We start from the raw sequence: 14,455 nt of genomic DNA, 5'->3' as shown, positions 1-14,455 counted from the left end.
TATCCGGTATTAGACCCCGTTTCCAGGGCTTGTCCCAGAGTGAAGGGCAGATTGCCCACGTGTTACTCACCCGTTCGCCACTAATCCACCCCGAAGGGCTTCATCGTTCGACTTGCATGTGTTAAGCACGCCGCCAGCGTTCGTCCTGAGCCAGGATCAAACTCTCCGTGAATGTTTTCCCGTAATCGGGATCACAACACGAGAGCGGAACGACCAGGTCGGAATAAGACCGGTCGTTCACAGCGTCCTCGCTGTTGTTGCCCACCGGACCCGAAGGACCAGCAGGACTTTTCAAAGGAACCACCAACCTGCCGAAGCAGGCCGGGGTATCAACATATCTGGCGTTGACTTTTGGCACGCTGTTGAGTTCTCAAGGAACGGACGCTTCCTTCGGTCCCGTTTCACCGGGGCCCTCCGGGCGCTTCCCTTCGTTCTTGCGTTTCCGACTCTATCAGACTCTTTCGTGTCCGATTCCCGGCCGAAGCGGGTTCCTGCTCAATCGCTTTCCAGTTCTTCGCTTTCGCGTTTCCCTTTCCGGCGAGTCCGACTCTATCAGATCCTTTCGGACCTGATTCCCAGTCAGCGGGGTTTGTCTTCCGGGCTGTTGGGCCGTTCCGACGCTCAAACTCTAGCGGATTTTCCCGGCGGCTCATAATCGAGCCTGCGCATTGAATTCCGGGCATGCCGAAATTCTCCCCGCTGGGAGACCGTGCTGAGTTTGGTTGCCGCATTCGCGGCGGGATCGGCTGCCGCAGAACCGTACCGGCTCCGTGACAACTCGAAGAACCTTACGGAAGCGAGGGAGGCCTGTCAAGCCCCCCTCCCCGCCCCGGCTGACCGTCAGTCAAGGTCGGTCAGCCGGCCACCGGCGTCCGGCTGTTCGTGTTCCACACGGCGCAGGAGCCGGATCAGGATCTCGCCCAGCGCTCCGCGCTCGGTGCCCGAGAGGTCCTGGAGAAGGTCCTCCTCGAAGGTGGTGGCCATCCGCATCGCCTCGAGCCACTTCGTACGGCCCTCGTCGGTGAGCTCCACGATGACGCGCACCCGGTTGTTCTCGTCCCTGTCCCGCGTGACGAGGCCCTCGCCTGCCATGCGGTCGATGCGGTGGGTCATCGCGGCGGGGGTGAGGCCGAGACGCTTGGCGAGCTCGCCCGGCCCCAGCCGGTACGGGGTGCCGGAGAGGACCAGGGTCTTCAGCACCTCCCACTCGGCGTTACTGATGCCGAGGGCGGCGACCTGTCTGCCGTACGCGACATTCATCCGGCGGTTCAGCCTCCCCAGCGCGGAGACGATCTGCTCGACCTGCGGGTCGAGGTCCCGGAACTCGCGCTGGTAGGCGGCGATCTGCTCGTCGAGGCTCGGCTCCTGGAGCTCGGGCTGCTCGGTGGTGTCAGACATGGCGGGCAGTATCGCACGCTCTCCATCGCCTTCGAAGTCCTTCGAGGTGAAGAGTTCAGAGTCTAACTTTAGTGTTAAAGTCTACGAGTCCGTGTTCTGGAAAGTCGTGTTTTGAGGTAGGTGAGTGTGACCAGGGAGATGGGTGCAGCGCTGCGGCGGATCCAGGTGGGGAGCGCGCTGAGCGCGTTCGGCCTCGGGTTCACCGTCCCGTATCTGTACGTCTACGTGGCGCAGGTGCGGGATCTCGGTGCCGGTACGGCAGGTGTCGTGCTGGCCGTCTTCGCCATGGCGGCGCTGGCTGTGCTGCCGTTCACCGGGCGGGCCATCGACCGGCGCGGCCCCCTGCCGGTGCTGATCGTGGCCGCCGGTGCGGCCGCTGTGGGCGCATGCGCGCTGGGCATCTCGGACGGCGTGACCTCCGCCGTGCTCTCCGCGGCGGTCCTCGGCGCCGGCACCGCCGTCATGCAGCCGGCCCTCGCGACGATGCTGGTGTGGTGCTCGAGCGCATCGACCCGTACCCGTGCCTTCGCGATGCAGTTCTTCCTGCAGAACCTCGGCCTCGGCATCGGTGGCCTGGTGGGCGGGCAGCTCGTGGACGTCGACCGCCCGTCGAGCTTCACCCTGCTGTTCCTCATCGAGGCCGCGATGTTCGTGGTGCTCGGTGTCGTCGCGGCCACGGTGCGCATGCCGCGTTCCCCCTCCCTCGCGGAAGCGACGCCCGCCGACGGCACGGCGCCCAAGGCGGGGCTGCGGGTGCTGCTCTCGCACAGGGCCATGGTGCAGCTGTGCGTGCTGGGCTTCGTGATCTTCTTCGCCTGCTACGGGCAGTTCGAGTCCGGTCTCGCCGCCTACGGCACCGAGGCCGCCGGGATCGCCCCGTCCACGCTGGGTATCGCGCTGGCCGCCAACACCGCGGTCATCGTCGTCGCGCAGTTCGTCGTGCTCCGTCTCGTGGAACGGCGCCGGCGCAGCAGGATCATCGCGTGGGTCGGTCTGATCTGGGCCTTCGCCTGGATCGTGGCGGGGTACGCGGGCCTCGGCCACGGCAGCCAGACCATGGCGACGGCCGCGATGATCTCGACGTACGCCCTGTTCGGGCTGGGTGAGTCGATGCTGTCGCCGACGGTGGCGCCGCTCGTCGCGGATCTGGCGCCGGAGGCCATGGTCGGTCAGTACAACTCGGCTTTCGCCCTGGTGAAGCAGCTGGCCCTGGCCGTCGGGCCCGCCGTGGGCGGTCCCATGGGGGCGGCGCTGCACGGGCCGTACATCGTGACCTTCGTGCTGTTCTCCCTGGGCATCACCGTGCTGGCCCTCAAGCTGGGCCGTCAGCTCACTCCCGTACAGGACAAGCCGTCGCTCACGGCGGTGCCGTCCCGGGTGGTCGCCGTGTCGCTGCCGGAGAGCGAGCCGGTCACCGCACCCACCGTCGTGCGCTGAGGCGGGGTCAGTCCGGGAGCGCGAATTCGCACCAGACGGCCTTGCCGCCACCGGGGGTGCGACGGCTGCCCCAGGACGTGGCGATGGTCGCCACGATGGAGATGCCGCGTCCCGCCTCGTCGGCCGGTTCGGCGCGGCGGCGGCGCGGCAGGTGGTCGTCCCCGTCCGTCACCTCGATGATCAGGCGGCGGTCGGTCCGGCGCAGGCCGAGGCGCATGGGCGGGGTGCCGTGCTGGAGGGAGTTGGCCACGAGCTCACTCGCAGCGAGGACCCCCAGGTCGCAGAGGGCCACGGGAAAACGCCAGGACGCCAGGACCCCTGTCGCGAAGGCGCGGGCCCTGGGAGTGGCCTCGATGCCGCCGTGCAGTTCGAGTGAGGCGTTGTGGAAGAGCTCCGCGCTCGCTCCCGCACGAGCGGGGTGCTGGACGACGAGGACCGCCACGTCGTCGTCGTGCTCCGCGGTGACGCCCAGGGACCGGATGAGCCGGTCGCAGACCACCTGGGGCGATCCCTTGGCGCCCGACAGGGCGCGTTCCAGGGCGGCCACGCCCTCGTCGATGTCCTCGCCACGGCGTTCGACCAGGCCGTCCGTGTAGAGCACCGCCGTGGAGCCGGGCGGCAGAGGGATCGTTCCCGACGTGTGGACCCAGCCTCCGGTGCCGAGCGGGGGTCCTGTCGGGTCCTCGGCACGGTGGACCGTGCCGTCCTCGTCGCACACGAGGATCGGGAGGTGCCCGGCGGAGGCGTGGACGAGGTGACCCTCGTTGGGGTCGTGGACGGCGTAGGCGCAGGTGGCGATCTGGCTGGCGTCGATCTCGGCGGCGAGCACGTCGAGGAGTTGGAGGACCTCGTGCGGCGGAAGGTCGAGGCGCGCGTAGGCGCGGACGGCGGTGCGCAGCTGGCCCATGACGGCGGCGGCCCGCACGCCGCGTCCCATCACGTCGCCGATGACGAGCGCGGTCCGTCCTGCGCCCAGGGTGATGACGTCGTACCAGTCACCGCCGACGGCCGCGTCCGTGCCGCCCGGCTGGTAGGTGGCCGCGATGCGCAGGTCGTCCGGCTGTTCGAGGTCCTGCGGGAGCAGGGAGCGCTGGAGGGTGACGGCGGTTTCACGGTGGCGGCGCTCGCTGGCGCGGAGTCTCTCCGCCGCCTCGGCGTGGTCGGTGACATCGGTGGCGTAGACGAGGACGCCCGCCTCCCCGTCGGGTCCGTCCGGGTCGCCGAGGGCCACGGGGGTGCAGGTCACCGTGTACGAGCTGCCTGCCAGGACCTTGCGGGACTTGACCGTACGCGGAGTGCCGCTGCGCAGGACCTGGTCCATGAGGGGCAGCACGCTGAGCTCGTCCAGCTCGGGCATGGCCTCGGCCGCGGGTGCGCCGCAGGGGCGTGGGCCGAAGGCCGAGGTGTAGGCGGGGTTGACGTAGGTGATCCGGTGCTCGGGCCCGTGGAGCAGCGCGACGGGGGCCGGGAGCCGGCCGAGGAGCTCGCGTGCCGGCAGGGCTTCCAGCGAGGGGCCCGGGGCGGGGGCAGGGGGTTCCGAGGTGTCCTCCGGCGGGGTGACCGCGGCCTTCGGCCTTACGGACTCGGCGCGGGCGGCGGGTACGGAACTGTGGTCGTCCCGCGCGGCGGCTCGACGCTGCGTTCCGGGAAGGCGGGCGCTCCAGCGCGTGAAGTTCACGGAATTTCTGGCCTCGTGTGTCGGTCTGGTCCGCTCGGGCGAGCTGCTTCTTCTGCTGGTCCTGTGGCCGGTGGTCCCCTGTCGGCCCGCATGCCGGGCCGGGGTGCCGGGGCCTGGCTTCCGGGAACGCGCGGCCGGGCCTCTTCGTGGTGGTGGTCTTCGCTGCCGGTCACTGTAGGTGACTGCCTGCTGGGTAACTCTGTGCAGGTGTGAGCCCACCTATGGTCACACGCCCAGTGTGACCGACCGTACTGACAGTTGCCGTACGGCAGTCGGTCCATCCGCTGAATTACGTTCCTCCCCGGGGCGTTCCGGTGCGCGGGGATCCGCGGATCAGCCGGACGTGTCCGGTGGCCTGCTGTTCTTCGGCGGGGTGTCTCCGGGAGGTCCCGGGTGCGCGTGTCCCCGGGCGGCGAGGGCGAACTCCGCGCGCGGGTGTTCGAGCGACCCGAGGGAGACGATCTCTCGTTTGAAGAGTCCGGCCAGGGTCCACTCGGCAAGGACGCGCGCCTTCCGGTTGAACGTGGGTACGCGACTGAGGTGGTAGACGCGGTGCATCAGCCAGGCCGGGTAGCCCTTGAGCTTGCGCCCGTAGACGTGGGCGACGCCTTTGTGCAGTCCGAGCGAGGCGACGGATCCGGCGTAGGAGTGCCGGTAGTCCTCGGCCGGCCGGCCGGCGAGCGTCGCCAGGATGTTGTCCGCGAGGACCTTGGCCTGGCGCACCGCGTGCTGGGCGTTCGGCGCGGTGTCCGTGCCGGGCTCGGAAGAGGTGAGGTCCGGGACGGCCGCCGCGTCACCGGCGGCCCAGGCGTGTTCGGCGCCGTCGACCGAGAGCGTGGCCGTGCAGCGGATCCGGCCGCGCTCCGTGAGCGGGAGGTCGGTGGCGGCGAGGATCGGGGCGGGTTTGACGCCCGCGGTCCACACCAGGGTGCGGGTCGGGAAGCGTGAGCCGTCGCTGAGGACGGCGACCCGGCCTTCGCAGCTGTCCAGGCGGGTGTCGAGCCGTACGTCGATATTGCGGCCCCGCAGCTCCCTGACGGCGTACTTGCCCATCGCCTCGCCGACCTCGGGCAGGATCCGCCCGGTCGCCTCGACCAGGATCCAGCGCAGGTCCGAGGGCTTGATGTTGTGGTAGTACCGCGAGGTGTAGCGGGCCATGTCCTCGAGCTCAGCGAGCGCCTCCACACCGGCGTACCCGCCGCCGACGAAGACGAAGGTGAGCGCGGCGTCGCGGATGGCGGGGTCGCGGGTGGCGGAGGCGATGTCCATCTGTTCGATGACGTGGTTCCGGAGTCCGATGGCCTCCTCGACGGTCTTGAAGCCGATGCCGAAGTCGGCGAGGCCGGGGACCGGAAGGGTGCGTGACACGGATCCGGGCGCGAGGACGATCTCGTCGTACGGGATCTCGAGGGCGCCGGTGCCGTCCTCGCCGGTGGCGAGCGTCGTGACCGTCACGGTGCGCTTGGCGTGGTCGACGCGTTCCGCCTCACCGATGACGATCGTGCAGTTCTTCAGGACCCGGCGCAGGGGGACGACGACATGGCGCGGGGAGATCGAACCGGCGGCGGCCTCCGGCAGGAAGGGCTGATACGTCATATAGGGCTCGGGCGTGACCACCACGATCTCGGCCTCGCCGCTCTTCAGTCTCTGTCGCAGCTTCCGCTGGAGACGCAGCGCGGTGTACATCCCTACGTAGCCGCCGCCGACGACGAGAATGCGCACGCTCGGCCGGGTGCCGGGGGGTGCCCCTCGGGAATCTGGTGCCATCACCTTCCCATGACGCAACGGAGTCCGGTGTTTGTCCACAGGCCCGGCAAATTGTGTGACCGGAGCTCTTCGATCACCGGGCGGCGCCGTGCCCCTGCCCGTTTGCGGAGTTGCGCAGGTCAGGTGCGGCGGCGGGGCGGGTCCTCGGGGGGCGAATCAGGGTCCAACCGGTCCTTGCTCCGATCGGGGGGCGCTCCGTGCGGAACTACCCCCTTCTGAATTGACCCGGGCTCAACTATGTTCGTACCCCGTCGGGGTGTCGGATTCGGACGAAGGTCCACACGCCGGCTGATACGGCGGGGAAGTCTCCGGGGGGAGACGTCATAACCGGGGGAAGTTATGCACATTCAGGATTTGCATGGGCCGAGCGCTGTCACCTCTTCGAGCCCTGTCACCTCTTCTGCCGAGGACCAGGGGCGGCTGAGCCCCGTGGCAGCGGTCGGTGCGGTCGCCGGGACAGGAGCGACGGGTGGCACGTCCCGTTCCGCGCCGCTCCGCGTGGACGCACAGCGCAATCTCGAACACGTCCTGCGCGCCGCGCGTGAGGTGTTCGGCGAGCTGGGTTACGGCGCCCCGATGGAGGACGTGGCACGCCGCGCACGGGTCGGCGTCGGCACGGTCTACCGACGCTTTCCGAGCAAGGACGTCCTGGTGCGCCGGATAGCCGAGGAGGAGACCGCTCGGCTGACCGATCAGGCGCGCTCGGCCCTGGGCCAGGAGGACGAGCCGTGGTCGGCGCTCTCCCGCTTCCTGCGCACCTCGGTGGCGTCGGGCGCGGGACGGCTGCTGCCGCCGCAGGTGCTGCGTGTCGGGGCGGAACACGATGAGGCCGCGATACCGGGCCCCGGTGCGGCCGACAGCGAGACGCGCGTCCCGCATCAGCGGCAGGGAGTGGGACAGCCCGGCTTCCAGATGGCCGGCGGGCACTCCGACGAGGAGGGGATCGGTGACGACCCCGGGGCGGCGGAGCTGCTCGAGGTCGTGGGCAGGCTGGTGGACCGGGCCCGTGAGTCGGGTGAGCTGCGGGGCGATGTGACGGTGGGCGATGTCCTGCTGGTCATCGCCACGGCGGCTCCGGCTCTGCCGGACCCCGCTCACCAGGCCGCCGCTTCGGCCCGGCTGCTGGACATCCTCCTGGAGGGGCTCCGCTCCCGCCCGGCGTAGACGCTCCTGCACGCGGGGACGCCGCGCGTCCGGGGCAGGCCCTCCTACGCGGGCGCGCCACGCGTCCGCGCAGGCCTTCCTACGCAGGCGCCGTGCGGCCACCCGGGCGGACGTCTGGGTGGCCGCGGGCGGGGCGTTGCTCCTTCCCCGTCGGGTCCATGTCACCCCCGGGCCAGGGGAAGACACCTCGGACGAGTGGTTGCTCCCGCTCCGGGCCTCGTCGTCGCGTGGCTCTGTGGCACTGTTGCCCCGGTATTCGGGTCCGCAGGTGTATTACGGGGGCTTCCGCGATGAGCGGTGAAGCGCAGCAGGAAGAACCGTCCGACGGTATCGGCGCGGTGGGCAAGGAGGGCGGCGGCACGGTGCTGCCCGGCCCGTGGCCGCCGGCCTCCGCCGATGACGGGGCGCCGTCGGAGACCGCCGCGGAGACCGATGCCGCGTACGCGGTCCCTCTGCAGCGCGAGGGGCGCACCGGGTCGGCCGATCTCGGCCCCTCCGACGCGCAGTTGGTCCAGGGCATGCGGGCCGGCGACGACGAGGCGTACGAGGAGCTCTTCCGCCGCCACTCCGGTGCGGTGCGCCGCTACGCCCGCACGTGCTGCCGGGACGCGCACACCGCCGACGACCTGACGGCCGAGGTCTTCGCCAGGACGCTGCAGGCGGTGCGCGGCGGCAAGGGGCCGCGGGAAGCCGTCCGGGCCTACCTCATGACGGCTGTCCGTCATGTCGCCGCCGCGTGGACCAGGAGCGCGAAGCGCGAACATCTCGTCGACGACTTCGCGGTGTTCGCCGCCCAGGCCACCCGTTCCGCCGAGCTGTCGGAGGCCGACACCCTCGATCTCGGCGCCGATGTGCTGGCCATGCTCGAGGCGGACCGGTCGATGGCCATGCAGGCGTTCCGCAGCCTGCCGGAGCGCTGGCAGGCCGTGTTGTGGCACACCACCGTGGAGGAGGAGTCGCCGAGCGAGGTCGCCCCCCTCTTCGGCCTGACGGCCAATGCGACCGCGGTGCTGGCCGTCCGGGCCCGCGAAGGGCTCAAGCAGGCCTATCTGCAGGCCCATGTGAGCCAGTCACTGACAGCCGGCGGTGACTGCGCCCGGTACGCCGACCGGCTGGGCGCCCATGCCCGGGGCGGTCTCAGGACCCGGGCGGAGCGCGGGCTGCGCAAGCATCTGGACGAGTGCGCGAAGTGCCGGCTCGCCGCCGGTGAGCTGGACCGTGTCAACGCGGGCATCCCGGCGCTGCTTCCCGTCGCCGTCATCGGCTGGTTCGCCGCCGGCTACTCGCTCAAGGCGGCCGGCATCGTGGCGGGCGGCGCGGCCGGGGCGGCCGGCGCAGGGGCCGCTGCCGCTGCCACGGGCGGTGCGTCCTCCGGTGGAGGAACGGCGGGCGGGGCCGCCGCCTCGGAAGGGATCGGGGCTCCGCTGAAGGCGGGGATCGCGGCCGCCGTGGCCGCGGTGGCGGCCGCCGGCCTCGTATGGGCCCTGGCCGGCGAGGACCGGCCCGCGCCGGAGGAGAAGCCGGTGGCCAAGCCGCCGGTCGCGGCACCCGCCGCCCCCACTCCTCCGCCGGAGCCGACACCGAGCCCCGAGCCACCGGCCCCGCCCGCCGCACCGGCGCCCGAGACACCTCCCGTCCCGGAGCCGACCCCGACGCCGACCCCCACACCGACACCGACGCCGACGCCTTCGGAGAAGCCGGCACCGCCTCCCCCGCCCACCCCGGCCCCGACCCCCTCCGCCCCGGAGGAACCACCGCCGCCGGCGCCGGAGGTCTACCAGGTCAACCAGCTGGCGTACTCCCTCACCGGCGATCACACGGGCCCGGAGATCCTGCTCGGCCGGAGCAGCGGTGTGTTCTGGCAGCGCGACGGGCTGTCGATCGCCTCCACGACGTACGCCCACGGGGTGACCGCCCCCTCCACCTCCTCGGTCGCGGTGCAGCTCAACCGGGCGTGCACCCGCTACGAAGCGATGGTGGGGGTCGACGATCTGACCCTGGGGATCGGCGCCGTGCGTTTCTCGGTGCGTGACGACGACGGAACGCCGCTGTGGCGGTCCCCGGTGCTGCGGGGCGGTGAGCCCGCCGTTCCGGTGAGTGTCGGCATCGCGGGGCGCCGGACCATCCGGCTCGCCGTGGAGCCGTCGGGGCCGCTCGGCGGGGTGGCGCTGGCCGACTGGGCGCAGTCGCGCATCAGCTGCGGCTGAGCCCTTCGGCGGCCTCGGGGTGCGCAGCCGCGCGCCGCCGTGCTCGTCGCGCGCCTCGGTGATGCCCAGGATCAGATGCCGCACCTGGTCATTGTGTCCCCGGCGGGCACGGGCGAAGTGCGCTCAGGGCTGCAGGGTGCGGCGGGCCGGGACGACTCCGCCCGCCACCGCTCGCTGCCGCGGGGCCGCCGTGCCGGTCCAGCAGGTGCCCCGGCGGGTGACCAGGCGGCGGAGCCAGAGTTCCGTGGACGCCAGCTCGGCCAGGCCGTCCAGGGGCAGTGGTTCACCCTCGGAGGCCGCGCGCAGTGCCTTGCGTACGACGCGTGCCTCGATCAGTCCCGCGTCGGCCAGCAGCGGGGCGTCGAAGAGGGCGATCAGATCCGGGAGGGCGGCGCGCAGGCCGATGCGTCCGGCGGCGTTCGAGGTGGCCTGTGACGGCGTGCCCCAACCGGGCGGCAGGTCGTGGATACCGGCGCCCGCCAGGACCCGGCGCAGGATCGCGGCGCGGGCGCCCGGCTGGACCCGCAGCGATTCCGGGAGGGCGCGGGCGGCCCGTACGACCTGGTTGTCGAGGTAGGGGGCGTGCAGCCGCTGGCTGCGGATCTCCGCGGCCTGTTCCAGGATCCGCTGGTCGGCCGCGTGCCGGGCCAGCGCCGCGCGGGCCCTGGCCTCCCCGGGGCGCTGGACCGAGGCGGGCCGGACGGCCGCCTCCTGGAGGCGAACCGATACTTCCGCGAGCGCCTCCCCGGTGAGCCAGCGCGCGGCCGGCCCCGGCCGGGACCAGGCGAGGGAGGCGAGCGAGGCGTCGGCCGGGGTGTCGAGGTCGGGGGCGTCACGGTTGGCGTCGGGCAGCAGGGACGCCGCAGTCTCGAGCCCGGTGCGGTACGACGTACGGGCCAGCCTGCGGGCGGCCCGGTACACGGCCAGCGGCACGAACAGGGAGTGTGTGGAGGGCCCCTCGGCCCTGGCGAGCGCGGCGACGGGCCGCAGCAGGTGGCGTCTGCGCCGGTCCATGAGCAGGTCGGCGAGCCGCGCCGGGTGGGCGTCCAGGACCTGACGGGCGCCGTGGCCCACGAAGTGGTCCGCGCTGCCCGCGGCCAGCCGGCGGCGGTGGCGTTCGGCGACGACGAGGGACGGGGCGGGCTCGTCCGTGAGCGGGCCGCTCTCAAGGGAGGCGTACGGCAGGGCCTCCTCGCCCGCCGCCACGACCACGTGGTGCAGACGGGGGTTGGCGGCGATGACCCGGGCTCGCTCCAGCTCGTCCTCGCGGCCCTGCGTGGACAGGTCGTTGAAGGTGACGGCGAGGAGCCGTTCACCCGCCCCCGTGCCATGGCCCAGCACGGTGCCCGGCAGCCCGGGCAGTCCCGCGGCCAGCAGGGCGAGCGTGGCGGAGGCGCTGCCGCCGGAGAGGTCGGCGCCGATGCCCGGTACGGGCGCTCCTCGGGCCGCGCGGCGTTCGGCGGGCCCCATGCCGGGGACGGGCCCGGGGTCGGGCGGCATGGTCTCCGGGGCGTGGCGGGGGGCCGTGAGCCGTGCCCGTACGGCGTCGACGAGCGCGTCCCGTACGCCTTCGACGGCGCTCACCGGGTCGGTCTCGGCGGCCGCCACGGCGAGCGAGGCCACCGCCTCGTAACCGGTGATCTCGCGCGAGCCCTCGCGGAGGATCAGCGCGTGGCCGGGCGGGATCCGCTTCACGCCCGCGTACGGTGTGCCGTCGCCCAGAGCCTCCGGGGTCTCGGGGCAGGCCAGCAGCGCGGCGAGGTGGCCGATGTCCAGCTGTGCCTCGATGAGGTCGGCGAGCGGGAGGGCGGCGGTGGCGTACGCGGTGCCGTTGGCCCAGGGCGTGTGGAAGACGGGGCGGGCTCCGGCGAGGTCTCCGGCGACGGTGATGCGGCGGCCGATCTGCACGACGGCCGTGTAACTGCCGGACCAGGCCGTGAGATGGCGCAGCGCCCCGCCGCGGGCGGCCAGCAGCCCGACGCGGAGCTGCTCGTCGGTGGCCCCGCAGCAGCCGAGGACGGCGAGGCGGGTGGTGGGTGCTCCCTCGGGAGTGGCGACCGTGATGACGCGGATCTCGTCAGGGCGCCAGTCGCCCACCGCCCAGAGCGGATCCGGGTCCCCCCACAGGAGTTGGGAGCCCACCGGCTGAACGGTGCGCTCCTCCCCGGCGTGGCCGACCGCACCCACGGTGCCGAAGCTCGCGGCGATACTGCTCCACCCCACCAACCAACGCATCGCCGCCTCCACAGGCTGTGGACGAACCGGCGCACCAGGACACGGGAACGCCGTTGCGGGACATGCTGCCACGACAACGGCGCCCTGGAGGGGGTACGGGCGGCGCACACCGGATGCGCATGCGCCCCTGGCAAGGGCCTGGCCACGGCTCCGCCCGCCCCCTCCACAACGGAAGTGGGTCTTCCGGGAGTTGCGGCATCCGGCCCCGGACGCGGCCCCCGCCTCGGCCGGGGTGCGGAACAGACGGAATCCGGCCATAGTCGGTCGGCTTCGGCACGGTCCGCCCGACCGGCGCTATTCGGCCATTCTCGGATCGCGGTGGAACCGGGTGTTTCGCTCGGGGCAGCGGGCCGCTGGCACCCGCCTCACGCCCCTCCCGAGGCCGTACGCGGGCCTCCCGGGCGTCCACGGCTCCACCCCTGGGTGCCGCCCGAGGTGCGGCGGCGTGCGGGCCGGCGCATCCCCCCGGTGCGCCGGTCCGCACGACCGCTTCTCCGTACCCCGCCCGTGCGGCGCACAGTCCGGGAGGTGTTCGTCACCTCCCGGACCGGTTCGCCGCCCGCGGGGATTGGGGCGGCGGTCTCCCCCAGCCCGCCGAGTCCAGTTCAGCGGGCCGACCCACGCAGGATCCATCGAAGCGCTTGCGCCACGGCCGGACCAGAGCGCACGGCCGGGCGCACGGCCACACATCAGGAGCACGGCACCCACGCCCCGCACCGCACGGACAACATTCCCGCCATACGGAGGTCTGCCCCTTAACGGTGGGGATGCGGCGAACTACGCTGGGTTTACCGATGTTCTCAGCAGGGGGGCATATTCCACGGGGCTCGGCCAAATGCGTGTGCGGCCGGAGTGCCCGGGACCGTACCTGGGGAGAACACGGTACGAATGCCGCGCGCCTGACGGTGACGCGGCGGCCGTCTGTGTGTCGAGGGGTGGCGCATGTCCAGGGAGCAACGCGGGCCGAACGAGAAGCTCGGCACGGTTCTCGCCCTCGCGGGAATCAGCAACGCCGGACTCGCCCGGCGGGTCAACGACCTCGGAGCGCAGCGCGGTCTGACACTTCGTTACGACAAGACGTCGGTGGCCCGGTGGGTCGCCAAGGGCATGGTGCCGCAGGGCGCCGCGCCCCATCTCATCGCGGCGGCGATAGGGGCCAAACTCGGCCGTCCCGTCCCGTTGCACGAGATCGGGCTGGCCGACGCCGATCCGGCGCCTGAGGTGGGTCTCGCCTTCCCCCGCGACGTGGGGGAGGCGGTCCGCTCGGCGACGGATCTGTACCGGCTGGATCTGGCGGGCCGCCGGGGCGGCGGAGGGATCTGGCAGTCGCTGGCGGGTTCCTTCGCGGTGAGCGCCTATGCGACCCCCGCGTCCCGCTGGCTCATAACCCCCGCCGATCCGTCGGTCGCCCGGGACCCGACCGCCGCCCAGGCCGCGATCCTCGGCACGGAGGGCGCACCCGGCGCGCAGCCCGGCGTGCCCGTCCAGCCCGGCCCGGACACCGCTGCCGACGGCGCGCTGCTGCGCGTCGGCCACAACGACGTGACCAAACTGCGCGAGGCAGCCCAGGACGCGCGCCGGTGGGACTCCAAGTACGGCGGCGGCGACTGGCGTTCCTCCATGGTCCCGGAGTGCTTACGGGTCGACGCCGCCCCGCTCCTGCTGGGCTCCTACAGCGACGAGGTGGGCAGGGCGCTCTTCGGCGCCTCCGCCGAGCTGACCAGGCTCGCCGGCTGGATGGCCTTCGACACCGGCCAGCAGGAGGCCGCCCAGCGCTACTACATCCAGGCGCTGCGCCTGGCCCGTGCCGCCGCCGACGTCCCCCTCGGCGGATACGTCCTGGCGTCGATGTCCCTGCAGGCGACCTACCGTGGCTTCGCCGACGAGGGCGTCGACCTCGCGCAGGCCGCGGTCGAGCGCAACCGCGGGCTCGCCACCGCGCGGACCATGAGCTTCTTCCGGCTCGTGGAGGCGCGCGCCCATGCGAAGGCCGGCGACGCACCGGCCGCGGGGGCCGCTCTCCGGGCCGCCGAGAGCTGGCTGGAGCGCTCCCGGGCCGGCGACTCCGACCCGGCGTGGCTCGGGTTCTACTCGTACGACAGGTTCGCCGCCGACGCCGCCGAGTGCTACCGCGACCTCAAGGCGCCGCGGCAGGTGCGGCGCTTCACCGAGCAGGCCCTGTCGAAACCCACCGACGAGTTCGTGCGCTCCCACGGGCTGCGCCTCGTCGTGTCCGCGGTCGCCGAGCTGGAGTCGGGCAACCTCGACGCCGCCTGCGCGGCGGGGACGCGGGCGGTGGAGGTGGCCGGACGCATCTCCTCGGCGCGCACCACCGAGTACGTACGCGACCTGCTGCACCGCCTGGAGCCGTACGGGGACGAGCCCCGCGTGGCGGAGCTGCGGGAGCGGGCCCGTCCGCTCCTCGTCGCCCCGGCCTAGGCGCCCCTGGCTCCGAGCCGCCGGTACGCCCCGGTATCGCCGGATCTCCGTCGGATCCTCGCCGGGTCCGGGGAAGGAACGTCACGCCACGCAGACGCCTTCCCTGGTTTGAGGCCGTTGTCAGTGGGTC

The 14,455-nt window shown here is 72.4% G+C and carries 8 protein-coding genes and 1 rRNA gene; 4 read left to right on the top strand and 5 right to left on the bottom strand.

Going from position 1 to position 14,455, the window contains the following annotated elements:
* Together AB0P41_RS09905 and AB0P41_RS09900 are read right to left on the bottom strand one after the other, a co-directional pair.
* Positions 1–172 (bottom strand): 16S ribosomal RNA (locus tag AB0P41_RS09905); the annotation flags it as partial.
* Between the two features lie 668 nt (positions 173–840).
* Positions 841–1,398, bottom strand: coding sequence for a MarR family transcriptional regulator (locus AB0P41_RS09900; protein WP_356714782.1), 558 nt, complete (start codon positions 1,396–1,398; stop codon positions 841–843).
* Between the two features lie 138 nt (positions 1,399–1,536).
* On the opposite strand from AB0P41_RS09900, the gene AB0P41_RS09895 reads away from it, so the two are divergent.
* Complete coding sequence (locus AB0P41_RS09895) at positions 1,537–2,835, top strand: MFS transporter (protein ID WP_365931187.1); 1,299 nt, start codon at positions 1,537–1,539, stop codon at positions 2,833–2,835.
* A 7-nt stretch (positions 2,836–2,842) separates the two neighbouring features.
* Here the strand turns inward: AB0P41_RS09895 and AB0P41_RS09890 are convergent, their stop codons facing one another.
* Both AB0P41_RS09890 and AB0P41_RS09885 read right to left on the bottom strand, forming a co-directional pair.
* Positions 2,843–4,513, bottom strand: coding sequence for a SpoIIE family protein phosphatase (locus AB0P41_RS09890; RefSeq protein WP_365931185.1), 1,671 nt, complete (start codon positions 4,511–4,513; stop codon positions 2,843–2,845).
* 333 nt (positions 4,514–4,846) lie between these two features.
* Positions 4,847–6,280 carry an NAD(P)/FAD-dependent oxidoreductase gene (locus tag AB0P41_RS09885; protein ID WP_356714784.1) on the bottom strand — a complete coding sequence of 478 codons (1,434 nt, stop codon included), beginning with the start codon at positions 6,278–6,280 and terminating at the stop codon, positions 4,847–4,849.
* Between the two features lie 339 nt (positions 6,281–6,619).
* Here AB0P41_RS09885 and AB0P41_RS09880 point away from each other — a divergent pair, with 339 nt between their 5' ends.
* Together AB0P41_RS09880 and AB0P41_RS09875 are read left to right on the top strand one after the other, a co-directional pair.
* Positions 6,620–7,444, top strand: coding sequence for a helix-turn-helix domain-containing protein (locus AB0P41_RS09880; protein WP_356714785.1), 825 nt, complete (start codon positions 6,620–6,622; stop codon positions 7,442–7,444).
* Positions 7,445–7,734: 290 nt separating this feature from the next.
* Complete coding sequence (locus AB0P41_RS09875; RefSeq protein WP_356714786.1) at positions 7,735–9,651, top strand: sigma-70 family RNA polymerase sigma factor; 1,917 nt, start codon at positions 7,735–7,737, stop codon at positions 9,649–9,651.
* 123 nt (positions 9,652–9,774) lie between these two features.
* Here AB0P41_RS09875 and AB0P41_RS09870 read toward each other — a convergent pair whose 3' ends face one another.
* On the bottom strand, positions 9,775–11,886 hold the full coding sequence (locus tag AB0P41_RS09870) for an asparagine synthase-related protein (RefSeq protein ID WP_356714788.1): 2,112 nt from the start codon (positions 11,884–11,886) through the stop codon (positions 9,775–9,777).
* Positions 11,887–12,828: 942 nt separating this feature from the next.
* Here AB0P41_RS09870 and AB0P41_RS09865 point away from each other — a divergent pair.
* A complete protein-coding gene (locus AB0P41_RS09865) occupies positions 12,829–14,325 on the top strand; it encodes a sporulation protein (protein WP_356714789.1) in 1,497 nt (498 codons plus the stop codon).
* Positions 14,326–14,455 lie beyond the last annotated feature (130 nt).

This window comes from Streptomyces sp. NPDC079167, from assembly GCF_040686735.1.
Classification (GTDB): Bacteria; Actinomycetota; Actinomycetes; order Streptomycetales; family Streptomycetaceae; genus Streptomyces.
This window is presented reverse-complemented; position numbering and strand designations above follow the sequence as displayed.

Coding starts and splice junctions, on each gene's coding strand:
- AB0P41_RS09900 (WP_356714782.1), bottom strand. CDS start 1,398: ATGTCTGACACCACCGAGCAGCCCGAGCTCCAGGAGCCGAGCCTCGAC.
- AB0P41_RS09895 (WP_365931187.1), top strand. CDS start 1,537: ATGGGTGCAGCGCTGCGGCGGATCCAGGTGGGGAGCGCGCTGAGCGCG.
- AB0P41_RS09885 (WP_356714784.1), bottom strand. CDS start 6,280: ATGGCACCAGATTCCCGAGGGGCACCCCCCGGCACCCGGCCGAGCGTG.
- AB0P41_RS09880 (WP_356714785.1), top strand. CDS start 6,620: ATGCACATTCAGGATTTGCATGGGCCGAGCGCTGTCACCTCTTCGAGC.
- AB0P41_RS09875 (WP_356714786.1), top strand. CDS start 7,735: ATGAGCGGTGAAGCGCAGCAGGAAGAACCGTCCGACGGTATCGGCGCG.
- AB0P41_RS09870 (WP_356714788.1), bottom strand. CDS start 11,886: ATGCGTTGGTTGGTGGGGTGGAGCAGTATCGCCGCGAGCTTCGGCACC.
- AB0P41_RS09865 (WP_356714789.1), top strand. CDS start 12,829: ATGTCCAGGGAGCAACGCGGGCCGAACGAGAAGCTCGGCACGGTTCTC.